Below are 24,004 nucleotides of genomic sequence, written 5' to 3'. Positions count from 1 at the left end.
CCGGCAGCCCGGCTTGCAAACGGGCGGCGCCCCGCGGGAAGTTCACCCGCGGGGCGCCGCACCGTTCTGGATCTGTTCAGGCCTTCCGTGCCCGTGTCGTCTTCTTCGCGGGCGCGGCCTTCTTCGCGGCTCCGGCCGCCTTCTTCGTGGCGGTGTTGTTGGCGGTCCTGGCCGTCGCCGTCTTCTTCGCCGCCGACCCGGCCGCGACCGTCTTCCTGGCCGCGGTCTTGCGCGGGGCCGGTACCGAGCTGGCGTCGCTGATCCGGTCGGCGCCGAGGATCTCCCGCAGGAACTTGCCGGTGTGGCTGGCCGGGATCCCGGCGACCTCCTCGGGCGTGCCCTCGGCGACGACGAGTCCGCCGCCCGCGCCGCCCTCCGGGCCCATGTCGACGATCCAGTCGGCGGTCTTGATCACGTCGAGGTTGTGCTCGATGACGATGACCGTGTTGCCCTTGTCGACCAGTCCGGCAAGCACCGTAAGCAGCTTGCTGATGTCCTCGAAGTGCAGACCGGTGGTCGGCTCGTCCAGGACGTAGACCGTGCGACCGGTGGAGCGCTTCTGAAGCTCGCTGGCGAGCTTCACGCGCTGTGCCTCACCGCCGGACAGGGTGGTGGCGGACTGGCCGAGCCGGACATAGCCGAGACCGACGTCGTTCAGCGTCTTGAGGTGCCGGTTGATCGCCGGGACCGCCTCGAAGAAGTTCATGGCTTCCTCGATGGGCATGTTCAGGACCTCGGCGATGGACTTGCCCTTGTAGTGGACCTCCAGGGTCTCCCGGTTGTAGCGGGCGCCGTGGCAGACCTCGCAGGGGACGTACACGTCCGGGAGGAAGTTCATCTCGATCTTGATGGTGCCGTCGCCCGCGCAGTTCTCGCAGCGGCCGCCCTTGACGTTGAAGGAGAAGCGGCCGGGCAGATAGCCGCGGACCTTCGCCTCGGTGGTCTCCGCGAACAGCTTGCGGACGTGGTCGAAGACGCCGGTGTACGTCGCCGGGTTGGAGCGCGGGGTGCGGCCGATGGGCGACTGGTCGACGTGCACGACCTTGTCGACGAGGTCGTCCCCGTCCACGCGCGTGTGCCGCCCGGGGACGCTCCGCGCGCCGTTCAGCTCACGGGCCAGGTGCGTGTACAGGATGTCGTTGACCAGCGTCGACTTGCCGGATCCGGACACGCCCGTGACGGCCGTGAACACACCCAGCGGGAAGGAGACGTCGATGTCCTGGAGGTTGTTCTCGCGGGCGCCGTGCACCGTGAGCCTGCGGGAGGGGTCCTGCGGGCGGCGGATGTCGGGCAGCGGGATCGACTTCTTGCCGGCCAGGTACTGGCCGGTCATGGACTCGGCGTTGGCGAGCAGCTCCTTCAGGGAGCCGCTGTGTACGACCTTGCCGCCGTGCTCGCCCGCGCCGGGGCCGATGTCGACGACCCAGTCGGCGACCTTGATGGTGTCCTCGTCGTGCTCCACGACGATGAGCGTGTTGCCCATGTCGCGCAGTCTGACCAGGGTCTCGATCAGCCGGTGGTTGTCGCGCTGGTGCAGGCCGATGGACGGCTCGTCCAGGACGTACAGGACGCCGACGAGGCCGGAGCCGATCTGGGTGGCCAGGCGGATGCGCTGGGCCTCGCCGCCGGAGAGGGTGCCGGCCGCACGGTTCAGCGAGAGGTAGTCCAGGCCGACGTCGACCAGGAACCGCAGCCGCTCGTTGACCTCCTTCAGCACCCGCTCGGCGATCTTCTTGTCGCGGGCGTTGAGCTTCAGCTCGCCCAGGAAGTCGGCGCAGTCGCTGATGGACATGCCGGAGACCTCGGCGATCGACTTCCCCATGATCGTGACCGCGAGGACGATCGGCTTCAGGCGAGTGCCCTCACAGGTGGGGCAGGGCACCTCGCGCATATAGCCCTCGAAGCGCTCGCGGCTGGCGTCGCTCTCGGCCTCGCTGTGCCGGCGCTTGACGAAGGGGACGGCACCTTCGAAAGGCGTGGTGTAGACGCGCTCGCGCCCGTACCGGTTGCGGTAGCGGACCTCGATCTGCGTCTTGTGGCCGTGCAGCAGGGCCTTCTTGGCGCGCTGCGGCAGGCCCGCGAAGGGGATGTCCGTGCGGAATCCCAGGGCGTCCGCCAGGGCGCCGATCAGCCGGCCGAAGTAGTCCTTGGTGTGGCCGTGCGACCAGGGGTGGATGGCCCCCTCGTCGAGGGACCTGTCCTCGTCCGGGACGATCAGCTCGGGGTCGACCTCCATGCGCGTACCGATGCCGGTGCAGTCGGGGCAGGCACCGAAGGGCGAGTTGAAGGAGAAGGAGCGCGGCTCCAGCTCCTCGAAGGACAGGTCGTCGTACGCGCAGTACAGGTGCTCCGAGTACATCCGCTCGCGCTCGGGGTCGTCCTCCGGGAGGTCGACGAAGTCGAGCACGACCATGCCGCCGGACAGGCCGAGTGCGGTCTCCACGGAGTCGGTGAGGCGGCGCTTGGCGGAGTCCTTGACCGTGAGGCGGTCGACGACCACCTCGATGGTGTGCTTCTCCTGCTTCTTCAGCGTGGGCGGGCTGGAGAGCTGGATGGTCTCGCCGTCCACACGCGCGCGTGAGTAGCCCTTGGTCTGGAGATCGGCGAAGAGATCGACGAACTCTCCCTTGCGCTCGCGCACCAGCGGCGACAGCACCTGGAAGCGGCTCCCCTCCGGCAGCTCCAGGACCTTGTCGACGATGGCCTGCGGCGACTGACGCGAGATCGGGCGGCCGCACTCGGGGCAGTGCGGCTTGCCGATGCGCGCGAAGAGCAGACGCAGGTAGTCGTAGACCTCGGTGATGGTGCCGACCGTCGAGCGCGGGTTGCGCGAGGTCGACTTCTGGTCGATGGAGACGGCCGGGGACAGACCCTCGATGAAGTCGACGTCCGGCTTGTCCATCTGGCCGAGGAACTGGCGGGCGTACGAGGAGAGCGACTCCACGTAGCGCCGCTGCCCCTCGGCGAAGATGGTGTCGAAGGCCAGCGAGGACTTGCCCGACCCCGACAGGCCCGTGAAGACGATGAGCGAGTCGCGCGGCAGGTCGAGCGAGACATTCTTGAGGTTGTGCTCGCGCGCGCCACGGACGATGAGACGGTCGGCCACGCCGGTCCGCACCTTTCTTGGCTTGAGAGGAGTGACAGGGGCGAGGCCCCCGTGCTTTCTCAGACTAGGGGGAGCCACTGACAACGCCGGTCGGATTCCCGGGTTGCATAACAATCCCCGGCTCTCCAGCATGCCCGACGCCACGCCCGACCATATAGCACGCGCATTCGATTTACGGCACGGCTTCACCACCTTCACCCAAAGGTGTGGCGGGGCTAGGGTCAGCAGCATGATTGATCACGGTCATGACCTGGCGTCTGTACGTGACGCAACGGACCGGCTGCTCACCGCAGCCGCCAAGCTGGACAACGCATCAGTGGCCGAGCCGTCACGGCTGCCCGGCTGGAGCCGCGGCCACGTCCTCGCCCACCTCGCCCGCAACGCGGACGCCCTTGTGAACGTCCTCGAGGGGCGTCCCATGTATCCGTCCGGGGAGGCCCGCGACGCCGACATCGAGCGAGACGCCCCGCGGCCACTCGACGTCCAGCTCACCGACCTGCGCGACAGCACGGCCCGCTTCCAGGCGACCGGGGCAATGCCGGCGGACTGGTCGCGCACGGTGGAGCTGCGCAACGGGGTCACCGACTCGGCGTCCATGGTGCCGTTCCGCCGGTGGGTCGAGGTGGAGTTGCACCACGTGGACCTCGACGTCGGGTACGAGTTGGAGGATCTGCCGGCCGAGTTCTCGGAACGGGAGATCGATTTCCTCGCCGCACGCTTCTCCGGGCACCCGGATGTGCCCCCTACGCGGCTGACGGACGGTACGCGCGCGTGGCGGACGGGCCGGGAGGCGACGGAGCCGGAGGTCACCGTCTCGGGCCCGGCGCCGGAGCTGCTCGGCTGGCTGGCCGGGCGCCGCGACGGCTCCGGGCTGACCGTGCAGGGCGGCCCGCTGCCGACGCTTCCGCCGTTGTGACCGCGCGGCCCATGGCGGGGGCTCCGGGCACGCTCCCTCGCTATAGGCTGCCGCCATGACGTACAGCGGACAGGTGACGGTCGGCGGCCCGGCGGATGTGCACGAGCTGAAGGACCTGATGATCACCAAGATCGCGGTCGGCCCGATGGACAACAACGCCTATCTGCTGCGCTGCCGGGCCACCGATGAGCAGTTGCTGATCGACGCGGCCAACGACGCCGACACGCTGCTCGGCATGATCGGTGACGACGGCATCGCCTCCGTCGTCACCACCCATCAGCACGGCGACCACTGGCAGGCGCTCGCCCAGGTCGTCACCGCCACCGGCGCCCGCACATACGCGGGCCGGGAGGACGCCGTCGGCATCCCGGTGCCGACCGACGTCCTCGTCGACGACGGCGACACCATCCGGGTGGGGCGCGTGGAGCTCAGGGCGCGCCACCTGGTCGGGCACACGCCGGGCTCGATCGCCCTCGTCTACGACGACCCGCACGGGCATCCCCATGTCTTCACAGGGGACTGCCTCTTCCCCGGGGGCGTCGGCAACACCCGTAAGGATCCCAAGGCGTTCGCCAGTCTGATCCACGACGTCGAGACGAAGATCTTCGACGTGCTTCCGGACGAGACCTGGGTCTACCCCGGACACGGCAACGACACGACCCTGGGCGCGGAGCGGCCGCATCTGCCGGAGTGGCACGCGCGCGGGTGGTGAGAACGCCGAACGGCACACAGGGGCGGTCAGGTGCTACGGCCTGACCGCCCCTGTACGCCTCGGCCCGCTTGCCGCCTCGAGAGGACGGGCCCTGACCCATGGGAGTCATGCCCTACAGCGTGCAGGGCGGCAGATGCGTCACATCCGGCGGCGCACACGTCGGAATAAGAAAAGATCGCCCTCGACGCGCGCTCCGGAGTGAACTCCCCCTGCGCCCGCGCCGACTTGACGCACGCGCCCCGTGTGAACCATTCACACGAGCCGAAGTCCTGCGCGCGCTCCCCGGGCACCTGGTTGCGCAGTCAACTGGAAGCAGCCCCGCACAGGATGACGGCTCCTGCGCGGTATGGGCCGCCGGTCTTTCGATCCCCGCCCTCGACCGGCGGCCCCGGCGTTCCCTCAGGAAGTGTTCACAAGGCCGCAACACGCGTTCCCACTATGCGGACAATTCCCGTCGTGACCTCGACAAACGGGACTCTGGACTGCCAATCTCCCGCCATGCACCTCGCCCCTCGCGTACTGCGCCGCGCCGTCGCCGCGGCAACCATAGGCCTGCTCGCCACCGCTGTCGGCTGCGCTCCGCAGCCGGAGGACAAGGCCGCGGCCACACCGTCCGGTTCGGCCTCGAAGACCTGCGCCAAGGGCAAATTGGCCACCAAGACGTCCAGCAAGCTGACCATCGCCACGGACGAGCCCGCCTACGAGCCCTGGTTCAAGGACGACAAGCCTGCCAACGGCAAGGGCTTCGAGTCGGCCGTCGCCTACGCGGTGGCGCAGCAGCTCGGCTACGACAAGAGCGCCGTCGTGTGGCAGCAGGTGCCGTTCAACAAGGCCTTCGCGCCCGGCGTGAAGACCTTCGACTTCGACATCAACCAGGTGTCCATCAGCGACGAGCGCAAGAAGGCCGTGGACTTCTCCTCCGGCTACTACGACGTGCGCCAGGCCGTCATCGCGCTGAAGGGCTCGAAGGCCGCGAAGGCGACCAGCATCGCGGACCTCAAGGGCCTCAAGCTGGGCGCCCAGGTGGGCACCACGAGCCTGAACTACATCGGCGACGTGGTGAAGCCCTCGCAGGAGGCGGCCGCGTACTCCAAGAACGACCAGGCCATCTCCGCGCTCAAGAACGGCCAGGTGGACGCGATCGTCACCGACCTGCCCACCGCCTTCTACGTCACCGCCGCCCAGGTGACCGACGCCAAGATCGTCGGGCAGTTCGAGAACCAGGGCGGTACGCCCGAGCAGTTCGGGCTCGTCCTCGACAAGGGCAGTGACCTCACCTCGTGCGTGTCGTCGGCCGTGGACGCCCTCCGCAAGGACGGCACGCTGGCGAAGCTGGAGAAGCAGTGGCTGTCCGACGCCGTCGACGCTCCGGTGCTCAAGTGACGGTCACGAAGGAGGAGTCCGGGGAGGACGCGGCCCAGGGTGACATGCCCGACGGGTACACCCCGTCCGAGCGGCGGCTGGCACGCGAGCGCTACAAGCGCGCGCGTGCCCGTCGCGCGACGGGCATCGCCGCCGTCTCGACGCTCGTCACCGCCGTCGTCCTCTACGTGGTCGTCGTCGGCGCGCCCGGCTGGGAGCGCACCAAGGAGACCTTCTTCGACGCGGGCTACGCACGCGAGGCGTTCCCCAAGGTCCTCGAAGGGCTCTGGCTCAACATCCGGCTGCTGCTGATCTGCGGTGTCCTGGTGCTCGTCCTGGGCATGCTGATCGCCGTCGCACGGACCCTGCCGGGACCGGTGTTCTTCCCCCTGCGGGCGCTCGCGGCCGCGTACACGGACTTCTTCCGCGGTCTGCCGCTGATCATCAACCTGATGATCGTCGTCTTCGGCGTTCCTGCGCTGCGCCTACAGGGCGTGACCGTCGATCCCGTGTGGCTGGGCGGTACGGCACTGACCCTGACGTACTCGGCGTACGTCGCCGAGGTGTTCCGCGCCGGCATCGAGTCGGTGCATCCGTCGCAGCGCGCCGCAGCCCGCTCGCTGGGCCTGACCAACCGGCAGGCACTGCGGCACGTGGTGCTGCCCCAGGCGGTACGCCGTCAGGTGCCGCCCCTGCTGAACGACCTGGTGTCGCTCCAGAAGGACACCGGGCTGGTGTCGATCGGCGGTGCGATCGACGCCGTCCGGGCGTCCGACATCATCGCCCAGCGGAGCCTGAACTACACGCCGTACATCGTGGCGGGCCTGGTCTTCGTGGCGCTGACCATCCCGATGACCCGCTTCACGGACTGGGTGACGGCACGGATGGACCGCCGGCGGGCCCAGGGAGGATCGATATGAGCGACGCGCCCGTGCTGCGCATGGAGTCCGTGCGCAAGACCTTCGGCGACTCGGTCGTCCTGCGGGATGTCGACCTGGAGGTGGCGCCGCACACAGTGACCGCGCTGATCGGCGCCTCCGGCTCGGGCAAGTCGACGCTGCTGCGGTGCGCGAACCTCCTGGAGGAGATCGACGACGGGGCCATCTGGCTGGACGGCGAGGAGATCACCGATCCGCGCGCCGACCAGGACGCGGTACGCCGCCGTATCGGCGTGGTCTTCCAGGCCTACAACCTGTTCCCGCACATGACGGTCCTGGACAACATCACCCTCGCCCCGCGGCGGGTGCATGGCGCTTCCCGCGCGGAGGCCGAGGAACGCGCCCGGGAGCTGCTGGAGCGGCTCGGCCTCGGCGGCAAGGCGGGCGAGTACCCGGACCGGCTGAGCGGCGGTCAGCAGCAGCGTGTGGCGATCGTGCGCGCCCTGGCCGTACGGCCGCGGCTGCTGCTGTTCGACGAGATCACCGCGGCCCTCGACCCCGAGCTCGTCGGCGAGGTACTCACCGTCGTGCGGGACCTGAAGGACGACGGCATGACCATGGTGCTGGCCACGCACGAGATGGGCTTCGCCCGGGACGTCGCCGACCAGGTTTGTTTTCTGGACTCGGGGGTGGTCCTGGAGCGCGGAACCGCCGAGCAGGTCTTCGGCGATCCGCAGCAGGAACGCACGCAGCGGTTCCTGCGGCGGATCGTGGAGGCGGGCCGGCTGTAAGAGTCGCGCGCCTGGTGATCGGGGCTTACGCGTCGGCTTGAGCGGCCCCCACCAGCGCCGCGACGCGCTCCACGCCGAACACGTACCCCTGCACTCCGCATCCGGCGATGACGCCGTCGGCGCGCAGGGAGACGTACGAGTGGTGCCGGAACGATTCGCGCTGGTGGATGTTGGAGATGTGGACCTCCAGCACGGGCAGTCCGTCGCAGGTGTTGAGCGCGTCCAGAATCGCGACTGACGTGTGGGAGTAGGCCCCGGGGTTGATGACGATCCCGCAGTGGTTCAGCCGTGCCTCGTGGATCCAGTCGACCAGCTCGCCCTCGTGGTTGGACTGCCGGAAGTCCACCGTGCCGCCGTGCGCGGCGGCCGCCTTGGCGCACAGGGCCTCGACGTCGGCGAGGGTGTCCTTGCCGTAGATCTCCGGCTGGCGCTGGCCGAGCAGGTTCAGGTTGGGCCCGTTGAGGATCATGATCGGGGCGTTGGCCAGGGTGCGGGGCACGGTTCCTCCGGTCCGGTGGTTTGCGGCGATCCCTCGAGGACCGCTGTTCGCACCCGGTTTATCACGGTGCATTCGCGGCGGGACGGCCCGCACTCCCGACGGCCCCCCGGCGCATCACCGTCACGTACCGACGAGGCCGGATCACGCCCGTGCGCCCCCGTAACCCGCTGTCACGGTGGGTAGTTGACGCGGCATGCACGACGTACGCACCGTAATGAGACCCTCCATGCTGCGGCTCGCGGCCGCCTCGCTCGCCGGGACGGCCATCGAGTTCTACGACTTCTTCGTCTACGGGACCGCCGCCGCACTGGTCCTGGGGCCGCTGTTCTTCCCGGCGTTCTCACCGGTGGCCGGGACGCTCGCCGCCTTCGTCACCTTCGGCGTGGGGTTCGTGGCGCGGCCGCTGGGCTCGGTGCTGTTCGGGCACCTCGGGGACCGGCGCGGACGCCGGCCGGTCCTGCTCGGCTCGCTGCTGCTGACCGGCTCAGCCACGGTCGCGGTCGGCTGTGTTCCGACCTACGGGTCGATCGGTGTGGCCGCCCCCGCGCTGCTCCTGGTGCTGCGTTTTCTGCAGGGGCTGGGGCTCGGCGGGGAGTGGGGCGGGGCCGTGCTGCTCACTGCCGAGCACGCGCCCGCCGAACGGCGTGCCCTGTGGTCGAGCTTCCCGCAGGTCGGGCCCGCCCTCGGGTTCCTGCTCGCCAATGGACTGGTGCTGGCGCTGTCGGCGACGCTGTCCGACGCGCAGTTCGCCCAGTGGGGCTGGCGGGTGCCATTCTGGGCAGCGGGTGCGCTGGCCGCGGTGGGGCTGTGGCTGCGGTCGTCACTGGCCGAGAGCCCCAGCTTCCTCGAGATCGACGACCACGCGCGCGTGCCGCTCGCGGAGGTCGTACGCGACCACTGGCGGCTCGTCCTGCTGACGGCCGGGGCGCTCTCGGTCGGGTACGCGATCTTCTACGCCGTGACGACGTGGTCCCTCGCGTACGCGACGGAGCGGCTCGGAGTCAGCCGTATCGTCATGCTGACCTGCATCATGGCCGCGGTGGTGGTGAAGGGTGCGCTCACCCCGCTGGCCGCGCTGCTCGGGGACCGCTACGGGCGGCGGCCGATGTGCCTGGTGGGGTGCACCGCCGCCGCAGCGTGGATGTTTCCGACGGTCTACCTCCTCGCGACCGGTGAGCCGCTGCTGATGTTCGCCGGCTTCCTGGGGGCGCTGCTCGCGTTCGTCACGATGTTCGGAGTGATCGCCGCGTATCTGCCAGAGCTGTACGAGCCACGGGTGCGCTGCACGGGAGCGGCCGTCGGCTACAACCTCGGCGGGGTGCTCGGGGGCGCGCTCACACCGGTCGCGGCGACAGCACTGGCCGGGCACGGAGGCCGGGTGCCGTGGGGCGTGGGCGCCTATCTGACGGGGATCGCGCTGCTGAGCCTGGGGTGCTTCGCGCTGCTGCCGGAGACACGGCCGGCGGCGGTGGTCGTTGCGGAGCCGGTCATGGATTGACCGCGAGCTCCAAGTACGCCGCGAACAGCACCAGATGGACCCCGCCCTGCAGCGGCGTGGCCCGGCCCGGCACCACCGTCAGCGAGCTCACCACCACGGTCAGGGCGAGCAGCACCATGTGCGTGGAGCCGAGGCCGAGGACGAGCGGGCCGGAGAGCCAGACGGACGCCAGGGCGACGGCGGGGATGGTCAGGCCGATGCTGGCCATGGCGGAACCCAGGGCGAGGTTCAGACTGGTCTGCACCCGGTCGCGACGGGCGGAGCGCAGGGCCGCGATCGTCTCCGGGAGCAGCACCAGCAGGGCGATGATCACGCCGACGACCGCGTGGTGCAGTCCGGCGGCCTCCACTGCGGACTCGATCGTGGGCGACACGCCCTTGGCCAGTCCGACCACGCCGATCAGCGCGAGACCGAGCAGGCCCAGACTGACCCACGCTGCGCGGACGGCCGGGGTGTCCGCGTGGTCCTCCGACGTGATCACCCCGCCCTGGCGGCTGATGGGCAGGAAGTAGTCGCGGTGCCGCACGGTCTGGGTCGCGACGAACAGACCGTAGAGGATCAGCGAGGAGATCGCTGCGAAGGTGAGCTGTACGCCCGAGAACTCCGGGCCCGGCTTGCTGGTGGTGAAGGTCGGCAGTACCAGGCTGAGCGTGGCCAGGGTGGCGACGGTGGCGAGCGCGGCGCCGGTGCCTTCGGGGTTGAAGACCGCGGTGCCGTGGCGCACGGAGGCGACCAGCAGACAGAGGCCGACGATGCCGTTGCAGGTGATCATCACCGCCGCGAAGACCGTGTCCCTGGCCAGGGTCGAGCTCTTGCCGCCGCCGTCTGCCATCAGGGTGACGATCAAGGCGACCTCGATGACCGTGACGGCGACGGCGAGCACGAGCGAACCGAAGGGTTCGCCGACCCGGTGGGCGACCACCTCGGCGTGGTGCACTGCGGCGAGGACGGCACCGGCGAGGACGAGGGTGACTACAGCGACGACTGCGGCGGGCAGATCACGCCCCCAGGTGAAGGCAAGCAACACGATCGCGAGCACCGGCACTGCGGACGTCCACTGCGTCGTGACAGACCCGAGCCGAGCGATCATGCAGCGATCGTTGCAGAGGCGTATGGGCCCCGCACTCCGGCGGTGCGGGGCCCGGGCCGGTCACTTCAGCTCGGTCATCTCCCGTACATCGCAGTCGGTGAACGACGGCGGCCGGCTGCACAGCGCGGCCATCTGCTCCGCCATCCTGCTCGTCTCCGGGTCGCTGTTGTTGCGCATGGCCTCGTCGTACGAGTCGAACTCGAGGACGACGAGATAGCGGCCCGGCTGGTTCCTGTCCTGGAGGACCAGGCGGTGCGTCGGGCCGCCGCTGCGGCTCGAGGCACGCTTGTCCGCTTCCTGGACCAGCGCACGCATCTCCTCGATGCGCTCGGTTTCGAAGTCGATGATCTGCGCGAACTTCATCGGTGCTTCCACGATGCCTCCACCCGGCAGCGGCGCTCCCGGTCGGGAGCGCTCAGCACTCAACGAAGCACCGGGAGAGGCGGTCGGCAATTCGCCGCGCACCGCTCCCGGTGCTGGTTGTTTCTACGTCCGTCGCAGTCAGGCCTGGATGCTGTCCTTCGCAGCGCCTTCGCTCTCGCCCTGCGCCGCCTGGGCCGCCGCCTGCTTCTTCGACGCCCGCAGGCTGGTGATGGTGGTGACGACGAGGACCGAGCAGATCACACCGAGCGAGACCGGGATGGAGATCTCGGGGACGTGGACGCCGGACTCGTGCAGTGCGTGCAGCACCAGCTTGACGCCGATGAATCCCAGGATGATCGACAGACCGTAGCTGAGGTGGACCAGCTTCTTCAGCAGTCCGCCGATGAGGAAGTACAGCTGCCTGAGGCCCATCAGCGCGAAGGCGTTGGCGGTGAAGACGATGTACGGGTCCTGGGTCAGGCCGAAGATCGCGGGGATCGAGTCGAGCGCGAACAGGACGTCGGTGGTGCCGATCGCGAGCATCACGACCAGCATCGGCGTCATGACCCGCTTGCCGTTCTGCTGGATCCACAGCTTGGTGCCGTGGTAGCGGTCGGCGACGCCGAAGCGGCGCTCGGCGGCCTTGAGCAGCTTGTTCTCCTCGAACTCCTCGTCCTTCTCATCGGCCCGCGCCTCCTGGATGAGCTTCCAGGCGGTCCAGATGAGGAAGGCACCGAAGAGGTAGAAGACCCACGCGAAGCTGGCGAGGATCGCCGCACCGGCGGCGATGAAGATCGCCCGCAGGACCAGGGCTATGAGGACGCCGACGAGCAGCACCCGCTGCTGGTACTGGGAGGGCACCGCGAACTTCGCCATGATCAGGACGAAGACGAAGAGGTTGTCTACGCTCAGGGACTTCTCGGTGATGAAGCCCGCGAAGAACTCGCCGCCGGCCCGGCCGCCGCCGAAGAGGAGCAGACCGAGCCCGAAGAGCCCGGCCAGGGCGATCCAGACGACCGTCCAGATCCCGGCTTCCTTGATCGAGACGTCGTGCGGCTTGCGGCCGATGAAGAAGTCGACCGCGATCAGGGCGGCAAGGCCCACGATGGTCAGGACCCACAGGGTCGGGGAAACATCCACTGTGCCTCCGGCAATACGTAACGGCAGATGGCCAGCGTCGTCGCGCTGCCGGAGGTCTCTTCCACCCAGGGTGGGCCGACGCCCCGGGATCAGCTCTGATCCGTATTGACGGGCACGCCGCAGTCGACAGGGAGTACTCCCCTCCGTGAGGACTACAGTACCCCAATCACCAAGGGGAGGTAAAGCTATTAGTAAAAGAAAGGTCAAAGAGCCAGTTCAGGGCACCTTTACCGGTACTTGGTGCGAGCCATTGTCACCTGCGCGAGCACCTGCTGGAGCACCTGGCTGCCGGGCGGCACGAGGGCAGGTTCGTAGGTCCAGGCATGGCCGACCCACGGGTCGGCGAGATGATCGTCGGGCAGCGGGGTGAGGCGCAGCAGCGAACGCCACAGGGGGTCGAGCAGAGGCCCGTAGCCGACGGCCTCCTCGCGGTCCGCCACCATCATCAGATGGACGCCCACGGCCGGGCCCTCGTCCGCGAGGTAGCGCAGCTGGGTCACCGCCCGGTCGTCGAAGCCGTGCGGGAAGTCGTTGACGATCAGGAGCTGCTCGGCGGTGTCCAGGCCGGGCGGGAGCGCGTCGGCCGCACCGCCGCGCACCGCCATCTGCACCAGGTCGACACGCTGGGTGAGTCGGGTCAGGACGTCCGCCACGCCCGCCGCGCCCAGGGCGGGCGTGGTCGCCAGCACGCCGCTTTGCACCAGCGGTGCGAGCGCCTGAGCTGCGGAGCCGGCCGGGTCGATGACCTGCCCGGTGAACTCGCCCGCCGGGTAGACCGCGAGCAGTCGTGCCGCGAGCGCCACCGCCGTGTCCATCGCAAGGCGCGCCAGCTCATCGGCGTCTGCGGACGAGTCGTCGAGTGAGGCGGGACGTCCGCTGTCGATCCACAGGCCCCGTTCGAGCGGCAGGCGGACCAGCATCGGGATGCGCAGCAGCTCGCTCTCGGGCAGCGAGAGGTCGCCCACGCGAAGGGCCATCGGGATCTCCATCGGCACCCGGTAGCCGTGCCAGACGGGGTTGTCCCAGCGTGCGTACGCGGGCGGCAACGCGGGCTCGACGACCTCGGCCTCGGCGGCGAGCTGGGCGAGGTCCCGGTCGAGTGCCGCCCTGGCCTGGTCGACGAGTTGCGCATGCTTGGTGCGGGCCGCCTCGCACGCGGCCTCGCCTTGTCCGCCGATTCTGCTGCGCGGGTCGGACAGGGCCTGGTCGAGCTCCTTCTCCATGCGCGAGTCGGCGAAGTCGACGGCGCTGCGGTAGGCGGCCGTGGTACGCGCCAAGTCCTCGAACATGCCCCAGACCTGGTTGTACAAGCGCTCGTCCATGGACCAGCCGGTCGCGTCGCCTGCGACCGGCGGCGCGGGCTGCCCGGGCGGGGCCGGGGGCACGGTCGGGGGCGGCGGTGGCGGGGCGGCGGCGTGCCGGCCCGGGTGGCTGTAGTCGACCGGGCCGCCGGCGGTGGGCGAGGACGGCTGCGTGACCGCGGAAGGATCCGCCGGGTATCCGGGCTGGGTGCCCTGTGGTCCATACGGAGATGTGGGCTGCGGAGGTACGGGGCCGGGGGCGCCCTGGGGCACCGCGGGACCGCCCTTGTCGGGTCCGTGCGCCGGTGCGGCGGCCTGGCGTGTGCGGTCCCCTTCCGCGGTGCGCTGCGGGGGTGCCGGCACCGAGCGGGCCAGTCCCCGGGCCACTGCCTCGTTGATGGTGCCCGCCAGGCGGTGGGCCTCGGTCAGGCCCTGGTCGGCGAAGAGCTCGGCGAGGCCGCCTGCGTACCCCTGGCCGACGGCACGTACCTTCCAGGCGCCCTGCCGGCGGTAGAGCTCCAGGGCGACGACGGCGCACTCGGCGTCCAGACCGGTGATCGTGTAGCTGGCGACCTCGGTGCCGTCCAGGCCGGTGACCGCCACGAAGGGGGCGGCGACCGTGCCGAAGCGGACCGGGCCTTGCCCGCCCGCCGTGGGTAGGGCGAGCAGCACATTGACCCGGTGCACGGCATCCGGCATGGCGTCCAGGTCCACCGCGAGACGGTGGTCGGCGGCCGCCTGCCTGGAGACCTCGAGCCCTGGCAGGGTGGGCGCGCCCGGGTGCGCCACCCAGTCGACGCCGCGTGCCTTGCCGTTCTCGTCGCTGAGCGTGGCCGAGGCCACGAGCGGCGTGCCGGCCGCAACCCGGATCTCCAGACGGGACTGGGAGAGCGGGTGGTTCTGCCCCCGCACCAGCTCGGCCGTCATCGCCCTCGTCCCCCTGTGTCGCTGGTGTGCCGTGTCGTGTGCCGCCAGGGCCTGTCTTCGCGGCAGGCCCTGGCGGGGTGGGTTCTACAGGTGCGGCAGGATCGCCGGCATGAGGTCCTGGAAGGTGCGGCCGTTGGCCGGGGTGCCTAGGGCCGTCATCGTCCAGCCCGGGCCCGAGCGGTGCACCTTCGCCATGATCTGGGCCGTGTAGGCGCCGCCGCCCGCCAGCGTGTAGCGGGCGAGCTCCTGGCCGTTGGTCTCGTCGACCAGACGGCAGAACGCGTTCTGCACCTCCTGGAACGTCTGGCCGGTGAAGGAGTTCACGGTGAAGACGATCTGGTCGATGTGGACCGGGATGCGCGCCAGGTCCACGAGGATCGCCTCGTCGTCGCCGCCCTGGCCCACGCCGCCGACCAGGTTGTCACCGGTGTGGCGCACGGAGCCGTCGTCGCTCACCAGATGGCGGAAGAAGACGACGTCGACCGGCTGCTTGTCGGCGAACAGGACGGCGGAGGCGTCCAGGTCGATCTCCCGGGTGCGCGAGCCGAACAGGCCGCGCCGGGGAGCCGCCTGCCAGCCGAGACCCATACGGACCGCGGTCAGGCTGCCTCCGTCGTTCTTCTGCAGACTGATGGCCTGACCCTTGGTCATGTTGACGGTCACGCGCTGTTCCCCTCTCGAACTGTCCCCTGTTGCCGCAAAGTCCGCGGTTGCCCAAAACCCTACGCAGGGCCACCGAGACTGCCGCACCCCGACCCGGACTTTGTGTCGGTCTTGCAACACTGAGCGCATGGGCCGGGGCCCGGCGGCAGGAGCGGGAGGTCAGGCCAGGCCCGCCTCCTTCATCTGGCGCAGTTCCTTCTTCATCTCGGAGACCTCGTCGCGCAGCCGGGCCGCGATCTCGAACTGGAGGTCGGCGGCGGCGGCGCGCATGCGCGCCGTCATCTCCTCGATCTGCTCGGCGAGCTCGGCGGCGGGACGGTCCGTCGGGACCGTCTCCTTGGCCTTGCCCTTGGCGGACTTGGCACCGCCGGCCGCCTTGGAGCCGAGGGCGGGCACGGGTGCCTTGGCACCCTTGCCGTCCTTCAGCTTGCGGTAGCCCGAGCCGAGCAGCTGCTCCGTATCGATGTCCTCGCGGGCGATCTGGGCGACGATGTCGTTGATCTTCTTGCGGAGCGGCTGGGGGTCGATGCCGTGAGCCGTGTTGTACGCGACCTGCTTCTCCCGGCGGCGGTTGGTCTCCTCGATGGCCTTCTCCATCGCCGGGGTGATCTTGTCGGCGTACATGTGAACCTGGCCGGAGACGTTGCGTGCGGCGCGGCCGATGGTCTGGATCAGCGACGTACCGGAACGCAGGAAGCCTTCCTTGTCGGCGTCGAGGATGGCCACCAGGGACACCTCGGGCAGGTCGAGGCCCTCGCGCAGCAGGTTGATGCCGACCAGGACGTCGAACTCGCCGGAGCGCAGTTCGCGCAGCAGCTCGACGCGGCGCAGGGTGTCGACGTCGCTGTGCAGATAGCGGACCTGGATGCCGAGCTCCAGGAAGTAGTCCGTGAGGTCCTCGGCCATCTTCTTGGTGAGGGTGGTGACCAGGACGCGCTCGTCCTTCTCGGTGCGGGTGCGGATCTCGTGCACCAGGTCGTCGATCTGGCCCTCGGTGGGCTTGACCACGACCTCCGGGTCGATCAGGCCGGTGGGGCGGATGATCTGCTCCACGGCGCCGTCCCCGCGCGAGAGCTCGTACTTGCCCGGGGTCGCCGACAGATAGACCGTCTGCCCGATGCGCTCCTGGAACTCCTCCCACTTCAGCGGCCGGTTGTCGAGGGCGGAGGGCAGCCGGAAGCCGTGGTCGACGAGGGTGCGCTTGCGGGAGGCGTCGCCCTCGTACATCGCGCCGATCTGCGGGACGGTGACGTGGGACTCGTCGATGACGAGGAGGAAGTCGTCCGGGAAGTAGTCGAGCAGGGTGTTCGGCGGGGAGCCGGGCGAACGGCCGTCGAAGTGCATCGAGTAGTTCTCGACGCCGGAGCAGGAGCCGATCTGGCGGAGCATCTCGAGGTCGTACGTGGTGCGCATCCGCAGGCGCTGGGCCTCCAGGAGCTTGCCCTGCTTCTCCAGCTCGGCCAGGCGCTCGCCGAGTTCCTTCTCGATGTCGTTGACGGCCCGCTCCAGGCGCTCCGGTCCCGCCACGTAGTGGGTGGCCGGGAAGATGTACAGCTGCTGGTCGTCGCTGATGATCTCGCCGGTGACGGGGTGGAGCGTGGAGAGCGCCTCGATCTCGTCGCCGAACATCTCGATGCGGACGGCGAGTTCCTCGTAGACCGGGAAGATCTCGATGGTGTCGCCGCGGACGCGGAAGGTGCCCCGGGTGAAGGCCAGGTCGTTGCGTGTGTACTGAATGTCGACGAAGCGGCGCAGCAGCTGGTCGCGGTCGATCTCGTCGCCGACCTTGAGGGGGACCATGCGGTCCACGTACTCCTGCGGCGTGCCGAGGCCGTAGATGCAGGAGACCGAGGCGACCACGACGACGTCGCGGCGGGTGAGCAGCGAGTTCGTGGCCGAGTGGCGCAGGCGCTCGACCTCCTCGTTGATCGAGGAGTCCTTCTCGATGTAGGTGTCCGACTGCGGGACGTAGGCCTCGGGCTGGTAGTAGTCGTAGTACGAGACGAAGTACTCGACCGCGTTGTTCGGCAGCAGCTCGCGGAATTCGTTCGCCAGCTGGGCGGCCAGGGTCTTGTTCGGCGCCATCACCAGGGTGGGACGCTGAAGCTTCTCGATCATCCACGCGGTGGTGGCGGACTTGCCGGTGCCGGTCGCGCCGAGCAGGACGACGTCCTTCTCGCCTGCCTCGATGCGCCGGGCGAGCTCGGCGATGGCCTGCGGCTGGTCGCCGCTGGGCTGGTAGGGGCTGACGACCTCGAAGGGCGCCACCGTGCGTTCGATGTTGGAAACGGGCCGCATGGAACCAACCGTACGACCCGGCACTGACAACGCGGGCCGATCAGCGGTTTTGCGGGGTGCGGGAGCTGCGTCGGCCCGGCTGCCGGGCCGGGCGGAGCGGGGGGCGGTGGGGCTGGTGGTGGACGGCCGGGTGGGCCGGGACGCCCGGCTTGTTCTCGACGGGGCTCAGGGCGGGCGTGCCCATGACCGTCAGCGGGTCGAACATCACGACCACGGCGGCGAGCAGGAGGAAGGCGAGCGGGCCCACCAGCATGGGCCACAGCAGCGCGGCGGGCGAGTCCCCGGCGGCCGTGGCCGGCGTGTCGTGGAGGTGGACGCTGAGGGCCGCCATGCCCGTGTAGTGCATGCCGCTGACGGCAAGTCCCATGACGAGGCTCGCGCCCACGCTCCACAGGAATCCCCTGACCTGTCCGGCCGCCCACAGGGCGGCGGTCGCGGCCACCATCGCGATGACGACGGAGGCCCCGACGGTCACCGTGTTGTATTCCAGCCTTCCGTTCAGGCGCATTCCGGCCATGCCCAGATAGTGCATCGAGGCGATTCCCAGGCCGGTGATCGTGCCGCCGGTGAACAGGGCCGTTCCCTTCGCGCCCTTGTAACCGACGATGAAGATCCCGACACCCACCATGACAATGGCGACGCCCAGGCTGGCGAACGTGATCGGCTTGTCGTAGTGGATCGGCGCCTGTTTGACCGTGAACCCCATCATCGCGACGAAGTGCATGGTCCATATGCCGGAGCCGATGGCCGCCGACCCGAGGGCCAGCCAGCCGGGCCGCCAGGAGCGGGCGACGAGCATGGATCTGGTCGTGCAGCGCAGCCCCAGGGCGCCACCGAGGGAGGCCATGAGATAGGCCACCACCGGTGTGACGAGTCCGTAGCTGAATCCGTCGACCGTGCCTCGCATGCGCGGCTGCCCTTCCCGCCCTCTTACATCCCGGAAATCTCTGAAATGCGCCCCCTCCCAGCACCGCCCGAGCGGTCAGGGTTGAGGCAGAGAGTATGACTCCCACCAGAATGGTCGAACGATTTTCCGGCAAAGAAACACGGCGTTGCCCCAGTTGTGCGGCCGCAGTGAGCGGACTTGGGCGACTCCATTCAATGTGTGGTCGTTCTGCACCCCACCGTCGTTGACCCTCTGCTGTCACAGTTGAGCTGTCCGTGTTCAACGACACGAGGAGTACGCATGCACGCGCGCGCAGTCGCCGCCTTCACCACCGCGCTCCTGGGGACCGCCGGCCTCCTGCTGCCCGGCTCCGCCGCGCGGGCCGGCGACGTCGGCGAACGACCGCTGGTCATCGGGCACCGGGGGGCGTCCGCCTACGCGCCCGAGAACACCCTGGCATCCATCGACAAGGCTGCCCGGCTGGGCATCCCGTGGGTGGAGAACGACGTCCAGCGCACCAAGGACGGCGAGCTCGTCGTCATCCACGACGACAGCCTGCAGCGCACGACCGACGTCGAGGAGGTCTTCCCCTGCCGGAAGTCCTGGCAGGTGAAGGACTTCACCGCGGCCGAGATCGCCCGCCTCGACGCGGGGAGCTGGTTCGGCCGCCGCTTTGCGGGCGCGCGCGTGCCGACGCTCGACGAGTACATGCGCCGGGTCGAGCACAACCACCAGAAGCTGCTGCTGGAGATCAAGAATCCCGAGCTGTATCCCGGCATCGAACAGCAGACGCTGAAGGTGCTCGGCAACGACGGCTGGCTCGACCCGCAGCACCTGGCCGACCGGCTTGTCGTCCAGAGCTTCAGCGCGGACAGCCTGCGGATCGTCCACGACCTGAAGCCCGCCGTCAGGACGAGCTTCCTCGGTACTCCGCAGTTCTCGGACCTGCCCGCCTACGCACGCTTCACCGACGGGATCAATCCCTCCGCCGGCTCGATCTCGGCGGCTTACGTCGCCGCCGTGCACGCCTTCAGGGGACCGCACGGCAAGCCGCTCAACGTCTTCACATGGACCGTGAACGACGCGGACACCGCCCGGCAGGTCACCCGGTACGGCGTGGACGGCATCATCACCAACGAGCCGGACGTGGTGCGGGCTGCGCTGCAGGAGCCCTGAGCTCCGGTGTCCAGGCGTTGTCAGTGGCGGGTCGTACGGTGGGCGCATGGACAGCGATGGGCAGTACGAACAGCAGGTCGTGTGGGCGGTGGTCGGTACCGGGATCGGTCCCCTGCTGCTGGCCGCGACCCGCGAGGGCCTGGTCAACGTCGTGTTCCACGCCACGGACGCGGTGCATGACAGGGCGCTCGAGCGGCTGGCGTCCCGGCTGGGCCGCCAGCCCGTCGAGGCACCCGGCTCGCCCCTGCTGGCCGAGGCGATACGGCAGGTCGAAGCGTATTTCGCGGGCGAGCGGCGCGACTTCGAGCTGCCGCTGGACTGGTCGCTGATCTCAGGGTTCAACCGGCAGGTGCTGCGCGAACTGGCCTCGGGGGTGCCGTACGGCGCGGTCGTGGGCTACGGCGACCTGGCCGGGCGGGTGGGGCAGCCGGGCGCGGCCCAGGCGGTGGGGGTGGCGATGGGCTCCAATCCGCTGCCGGTCGTCGTGCCCTGTCACCGGGTGGTGGAGCGCGACGGGGGCATCGGTGGGTTCGGGGGCGGGCTGGAGACCAAGCGCAAGCTGCTCGCGTTGGAGGGGGTACTGCCCGAGCCGCTGTTCTGACACAGGCTCCGGAGGCGCGCGAAGGGTGGCCGGGGCGCGGAGGCGGTAGCAGACTCCGCCATGCGGATGGGGTGCCCACGCGCGCGTGGGCACCTCGCTGATCCGCCTGGGCACCTCGCTAGTCGTAGTGCCGGGCCTCGAAGACGTTTCCGTCCGGGTCGCGGAAGTAGAAGCTGCGCCTGGCCTTTCCGCGGGCGCCGTAGGAGTCGTAGGAGAACTCGGAGACGGGGACGGCGCGTTCCTCGAGGCGGCTGTGCAGGGCGTCGAAGTCGTCGCCGGGCAGGGCCAGGCAGACGTGGTTGACGGGGTGGCCCGCGCTGTCGGCGGCGCCGGGGAGCATCTTCATGTGCTCCGCGATGGAGTGGGGCATGAGGTCGAGGATGGTCTCGTCGTTGAGCCGTACCGAGGGGAACGACGCCTTCCCCGCGGAGAATTCGGTGATCCTCAGGGGGCGCAGCCCGACTGCCTTCTCGTAGAAGTCTGCCGAGGCGACCGGGTCGTGCACCCACAGGACGACATGGTCGAGACGTGTCGTGTTGTCCGTCATGTTCTTCAGGCTGGTACTACCGCCCCCGGGCCGCAAGGGTGTGACCGGAGCTCCCGGTGGCGGGACTACGCCTTGCTCCCCCATGCCGAGATCATCGGGGCCGTGGCCAGGTCCATGCCGCCGGCCTCGATGTTCGCCAGGTGGCGGTCGATGTCCTCGTTCGTGGCGAGGTTCGCGGTGACGAGGGTGTCGCGGATCTGGCGGATCGTGGCCGACTCGAGGGCGGCGCAGGCCGGGGAGGTGAGCGGGAAGTACGCATCGGCCTCGACGCCGTGCAGGCCGGCCTCGCGAAGCAGGCGTGGCAGGCGGCGGCCGTAGGAGAGGTCGGCGCCACGGTCGGCGAGCAGCCGACGGAAGCCGTGCCGCAGACGGTTGGCGAGTCGTTGCTCGGGGCCGTGCTCGTCGGGGCAGACCAGGGGCTGCAGGGCCGGATCGGCATCCTCGATCAGGAGTCGGCCACCCGGCCGCAGGGACTTGATCATCGACTGCAACGCCCTTTCGCGGTCCGGCACATGGACGAGGACCAGCCGGGCGTGCACCAGGTCGAAGCCCTCGCCCGGCAGCTCCTCGGCGCCCACGTCGTGGACGCGCACCTCCACCGGCGGGCGGGCCACGGAGGCGAGCAGCGACGTCTCGATGTCGGTGGCGACGACCTGTCCGGTCGGGCCGACCTTCTCGGCCAGCCAGGACACCACGGAGGTGCCGCCCGCGCCGACCTCCCAGCAGCGCCAGCCGGAGTCGATGCCGAGCGCTTCGAGGTGCCGGAAGGTGGTGGGGTCGAAGAGGGTGGCGAAGGCCTCGAAGCGCTGTCCCGCCTCGGTCTGCCGGTTGTCGAGGAGATAGCCGTCGGATCGCTTCATGACGCGATCATCCCAGTTGCCCGGCTTGCCGGAAGCGGTCGACGAGTCACCTCCCGCAAGTCGGGCAGACGTTCCATGGGCAAACCTCTTCGTCCACAGGCGGGAACCAAGCGGAATGCCCTGCTCCCACAGGCTCACCCACCGCTTACACAGACCTGGCACACTGGCGCGCCAAGGCACAGACAGGCGGCTCACCACGGGGGCGAACCGCGAACCGCGCATCGAGCCCGGAGATCCACGCAAGGAGATCCATATGTCCATGGCAGGGAATCTGCGCAAGGTCACCCACCTCAGCGGGGTCGGCGGCCTGCGCAAGGTGGCACGGCTGGCCAGGCGGCGGCCACGCGTCGACCTGAGTCACCCGGCCCGGTCCCCGCTGGGCTCCTCGGTGGTGAACTGTGTGACGTACCGGGACGGCGTGCGGGTGCCCGGAGGCAGTGATCTGGTCGACGCCGTGGAACGGGTGCGAAAAAAGGGTGACGGGTTTGTGTGGCTGGGGCTGCACGAGCCGACGGACCAGGAGTTCGCGGGCATCGCCGAGCTCTTCGATCTGCATCCACTGGCGGTCGAGGACGCGGTCGAGGCCCATCAGCGCCCGAAGCTGGAGCGGTACGGCGAGACGCTGTTCGCGGTGTTCAAGACGGTCTGCTACGTCGAGCACGAGGAGCTGACGGCGACCAGCGAGGTGGTGAACACCGGCGAGATCATGGTGTTCGTCGGCGAGGACTTCGTCATCACGGTCCGGCACGGGATGCATGGTTCGCTGGGGCCGCTGCGCGAGGGGCTGGAGGCCGACCCGCAGCAGCTCGCGAAGGGGCCGGCCGCGGTGCTGCATGCGATCGCGGACCATGTGGTCGACGACTATCTGCTCGTCACCGACTCGGTGCAGGCGGACATCGACCAGGTGGAGATGGACGTGTTCGCGGAGAACGGCGCGCGGGCCGACCCCGGCCGGATCTACCAGCTCAAGCGTGAACTCCTCGAGCTGAAGCGGGCCGTGGTCCCCCTCGGCCGCCCCATCGAGGACCTGGCGACCCGGCCCATTCGCGTGGTCGATCCGGAGATACAGGCCTACTTCAGGGACGTCCTCGACCATCTCATGCGGGCGAAGGAGCAGATCGCCTCCTTCGACGAACTGCTCAACTCGATCCTGCAGGCCCATCTCGCGCAGGTCACGGTTGCGCAGAACGAGGACATGCGCAAGATCACGGCCTGGGCAGCGGTGATCGCCGTACCGACGATGGTCTGCGGTGTGTACGGCATGAACTTCGACTACATGCCGGAGCTGCACTGGAGTTTCGGATACCCCCTGGTCATAGGCGTGATGACGGTGGCGTGCCTGGCGCTGTACCGCGGTTTCCGGCGCAGCGGCTGGCTGTGAGGCCCTCCGTCGGACGGGTCAGCGCGTCGTCCCCCGCGCGTACACGCTGTGGGCGAAGTCGGCGATCTGCTCCTCCGTCAGATGCCGGGCCACGTCGGCCTCGCTGATCATGCCGACCAGCCGCTTGTTCTCGATGACGGGGAGCCGGCGGATCCGGTGGTCCTGCATCTCCCGGAGCACGTCACCGACGTCGGCGTTCGCGTCGATCCAGCGGGGGGTGCCGTGGGCCATCTCGCCGGCGGTGACCTTGGCAGGGTCGTGGCCCATGGCCACGCAGCCGATGACGATGTCACGGTCGGTGAGGATGCCGCAGAGCCGCTCGTTCTGGTCGCTGATGGGCAGGGCTCCGACGTTCAGTTCGCGCATCAGCTGGGCCGCGCGGTCCAGTGTCTCGTGGGCGGGGATCCACTGGGCGCCACGGTGCATGATGTCTCCGGCGGTGGTCATGGAGTACCTCCCGGTGCCGGACGGCCGGCGCGGTGCGGGGACGCACCGCTAGTCCCGGCGCCCTACATTGTCGCCGCGCGGCCGGGCACCTGCACCCGGAACCCGGCGGTAACGGGCGGCCGGGGAACGCCGTCCCAGAAGCGTCAGACCGAGAAACCCACGATCTTCCGCGGGACGATGCGGATGATCACACGGACCTCTTCGTCCTTCTCGCCGGGCGGGTCGATGCCGAGGTACTTGTGCGCGAGCTCGTACGGGAGTTGCTTGCTCTCGCCGGGGAGGATCTCGGCGGTGCCACGGATCTCGACCGAGGTGTAGGGGTCGGCGAGGTCGAAGACCGAGAGGCTGATGCGGGGGTCGCGGCGGAGGTTGCGCACCTTCTGGCGCCCGTCGGTGGAGGAGAAGAGCACGGTGTCGCCCTCTCGCTTGATCCAGACCACCGAGTTCTGCGGGGCGCCGTCGGGGCCGAGGGTGGCGACGCTGGCGAAGTTCTTGCCGTCGAGGAGGGCGCGGACGGCGTCGGTGAAGGGGACGGGATCACTCGAGGAGGTCGTCATGGGAC

At 69.4% G+C, this 24,004-nt stretch carries 22 protein-coding genes; 9 read left to right on the top strand and 13 right to left on the bottom strand.

The window, feature by feature from the left end:
• Positions 1-76: 76 nt before the first annotated feature.
• The gene (gene uvrA / locus AB0N07_RS06245) at positions 77-3,106 is read right to left on the bottom strand and encodes an excinuclease ABC subunit UvrA (RefSeq protein ID WP_365832597.1); all 3,030 of its coding nucleotides are present in this window, start codon (positions 3,104-3,106) and stop codon (positions 77-79) included.
• 229 nt (positions 3,107-3,335) lie between these two features.
• On the opposite strand from uvrA, the gene AB0N07_RS06240 reads away from it, so the two are divergent.
• The 5 genes from AB0N07_RS06240 to AB0N07_RS06220 all read left to right on the top strand — a co-directional run bounded on the left by AB0N07_RS06240 (position 3,336) and on the right by AB0N07_RS06220 (position 7,765).
• Positions 3,336-4,022: a maleylpyruvate isomerase family mycothiol-dependent enzyme gene (locus AB0N07_RS06240; RefSeq protein ID WP_365832595.1), complete on the top strand. Its 687-nt coding sequence runs from the start codon at positions 3,336-3,338 to the stop codon at positions 4,020-4,022.
• 55 nt (positions 4,023-4,077) lie between these two features.
• Positions 4,078-4,734 carry an MBL fold metallo-hydrolase gene (locus AB0N07_RS06235; protein WP_365832593.1) on the top strand — a complete coding sequence of 219 codons (657 nt, stop codon included), beginning with the start codon at positions 4,078-4,080 and terminating at the stop codon, positions 4,732-4,734.
• A 498-nt stretch (positions 4,735-5,232) separates the two neighbouring features.
• Entirely contained in the window at positions 5,233-6,117 is an 885-nt protein-coding gene (locus AB0N07_RS06230; protein ID WP_365832591.1) for an ABC transporter substrate-binding protein, read from the top strand.
• Entirely contained in the window at positions 6,114-7,016 is a 903-nt protein-coding gene (locus tag AB0N07_RS06225) for an amino acid ABC transporter permease (RefSeq protein ID WP_365832589.1), read from the top strand. The genes AB0N07_RS06230 and AB0N07_RS06225 overlap by 4 nt, the downstream gene beginning before the upstream one ends.
• Entirely contained in the window at positions 7,013-7,765 is a 753-nt protein-coding gene (locus AB0N07_RS06220; RefSeq protein WP_365832587.1) for an amino acid ABC transporter ATP-binding protein, read from the top strand. The genes AB0N07_RS06225 and AB0N07_RS06220 overlap by 4 nt, the downstream gene beginning before the upstream one ends.
• Before the next feature lie 25 nt (positions 7,766-7,790).
• Here the strand turns inward: AB0N07_RS06220 and aroQ are convergent, their stop codons facing one another.
• The gene (gene aroQ, locus AB0N07_RS06215; RefSeq protein WP_365832585.1) at positions 7,791-8,264 is read right to left on the bottom strand and encodes a type II 3-dehydroquinate dehydratase; all 474 of its coding nucleotides are present in this window, start codon (positions 8,262-8,264) and stop codon (positions 7,791-7,793) included.
• A 226-nt stretch (positions 8,265-8,490) separates the two neighbouring features.
• Between aroQ and AB0N07_RS06210 the strand changes: the two genes are divergently transcribed.
• Entirely contained in the window at positions 8,491-9,762 is a 1,272-nt protein-coding gene (locus tag AB0N07_RS06210; protein ID WP_365832583.1) for an MFS transporter, read from the top strand.
• On the opposite strand, the gene AB0N07_RS06205 is transcribed toward AB0N07_RS06210, so the two are convergent.
• From AB0N07_RS06205 to AB0N07_RS06175, 7 genes are all read right to left on the bottom strand, one after another.
• Complete coding sequence (locus AB0N07_RS06205; RefSeq protein WP_365832581.1) at positions 9,752-10,852, bottom strand: ionic transporter y4hA; 1,101 nt, start codon at positions 10,850-10,852, stop codon at positions 9,752-9,754. The genes AB0N07_RS06210 and AB0N07_RS06205 overlap by 11 nt on opposite strands.
• A 60-nt stretch (positions 10,853-10,912) precedes the next feature.
• Complete coding sequence (locus AB0N07_RS06200) at positions 10,913-11,227, bottom strand: hypothetical protein (protein WP_365832579.1); 315 nt, start codon at positions 11,225-11,227, stop codon at positions 10,913-10,915.
• A gap of 126 nt (positions 11,228-11,353) precedes the next feature.
• Positions 11,354-12,355, bottom strand: a complete 1,002-nt coding sequence (locus tag AB0N07_RS06195; protein WP_365832577.1) for a TerC family protein — start codon at positions 12,353-12,355, stop codon at positions 11,354-11,356.
• Between the two features lie 227 nt (positions 12,356-12,582).
• The gene (locus tag AB0N07_RS06190; protein ID WP_365832575.1) at positions 12,583-14,583 is read right to left on the bottom strand and encodes a TerD family protein; all 2,001 of its coding nucleotides are present in this window, start codon (positions 14,581-14,583) and stop codon (positions 12,583-12,585) included.
• A gap of 84 nt (positions 14,584-14,667) precedes the next feature.
• Positions 14,668-15,246, bottom strand: a complete 579-nt coding sequence (locus AB0N07_RS06185) for a TerD family protein (protein ID WP_030933261.1) — start codon at positions 15,244-15,246, stop codon at positions 14,668-14,670.
• 159 nt (positions 15,247-15,405) lie between these two features.
• Positions 15,406-17,544 carry an excinuclease ABC subunit UvrB gene (gene uvrB / locus AB0N07_RS06180; RefSeq protein ID WP_365832573.1) on the bottom strand — a complete coding sequence of 713 codons (2,139 nt, stop codon included), beginning with the start codon at positions 17,542-17,544 and terminating at the stop codon, positions 15,406-15,408.
• A 40-nt stretch (positions 17,545-17,584) separates the two neighbouring features.
• Positions 17,585-18,451 carry an MHYT domain-containing protein gene (locus AB0N07_RS06175; RefSeq protein ID WP_365832571.1) on the bottom strand — a complete coding sequence of 289 codons (867 nt, stop codon included), beginning with the start codon at positions 18,449-18,451 and terminating at the stop codon, positions 17,585-17,587.
• 279 nt (positions 18,452-18,730) lie between these two features.
• Here AB0N07_RS06175 and AB0N07_RS06170 point away from each other — a divergent pair, with 279 nt between their 5' ends.
• On the top strand, positions 18,731-19,606 hold the full coding sequence (locus AB0N07_RS06170) for a glycerophosphodiester phosphodiesterase family protein (RefSeq protein WP_365832569.1): 876 nt from the start codon (positions 18,731-18,733) through the stop codon (positions 19,604-19,606).
• Between the two features lie 46 nt (positions 19,607-19,652).
• Positions 19,653-20,207, top strand: coding sequence for a methylated-DNA--[protein]-cysteine S-methyltransferase (locus AB0N07_RS06165; protein WP_365832567.1), 555 nt, complete (start codon positions 19,653-19,655; stop codon positions 20,205-20,207).
• A gap of 118 nt (positions 20,208-20,325) precedes the next feature.
• On the opposite strand, the gene AB0N07_RS06160 is transcribed toward AB0N07_RS06165, so the two are convergent.
• Positions 20,326-20,754, bottom strand: coding sequence for a VOC family protein (locus AB0N07_RS06160; protein ID WP_365832565.1), 429 nt, complete (start codon positions 20,752-20,754; stop codon positions 20,326-20,328).
• Between the two features lie 65 nt (positions 20,755-20,819).
• The gene (locus AB0N07_RS06155) at positions 20,820-21,614 is read right to left on the bottom strand and encodes a methyltransferase domain-containing protein (RefSeq protein WP_365832563.1); all 795 of its coding nucleotides are present in this window, start codon (positions 21,612-21,614) and stop codon (positions 20,820-20,822) included.
• Between the two features lie 253 nt (positions 21,615-21,867).
• Here AB0N07_RS06155 and corA point away from each other — a divergent pair, with 253 nt between their 5' ends.
• Positions 21,868-22,995 (top strand): magnesium/cobalt transporter CorA, encoded by a 1,128-nt coding sequence (corA, locus tag AB0N07_RS06150; protein WP_365832561.1) that lies wholly within the window; start codon positions 21,868-21,870, stop codon positions 22,993-22,995.
• 18 nt (positions 22,996-23,013) lie between these two features.
• On the opposite strand, the gene AB0N07_RS06145 is transcribed toward corA, so the two are convergent.
• Positions 23,014-23,442, bottom strand: a complete 429-nt coding sequence (locus tag AB0N07_RS06145; RefSeq protein WP_365832559.1) for a CBS domain-containing protein — start codon at positions 23,440-23,442, stop codon at positions 23,014-23,016.
• A gap of 143 nt (positions 23,443-23,585) precedes the next feature.
• Positions 23,586-23,999 (bottom strand): PPOX class F420-dependent oxidoreductase, encoded by a 414-nt coding sequence (locus AB0N07_RS06140; protein WP_365832557.1) that lies wholly within the window; start codon positions 23,997-23,999, stop codon positions 23,586-23,588.
• Between the last annotated feature and the right edge of the window lie 5 nt (positions 24,000-24,004).

Source organism: Streptomyces sp. NPDC051172 (genome assembly GCF_040682555.1).
Taxonomy (GTDB): Bacteria; Actinomycetota; Actinomycetes; order Streptomycetales; family Streptomycetaceae; genus Streptomyces.
The sequence above is the reverse complement of the archived record's forward strand: the minus strand, read 5'-3'. Positions and strand labels throughout refer to the sequence as shown.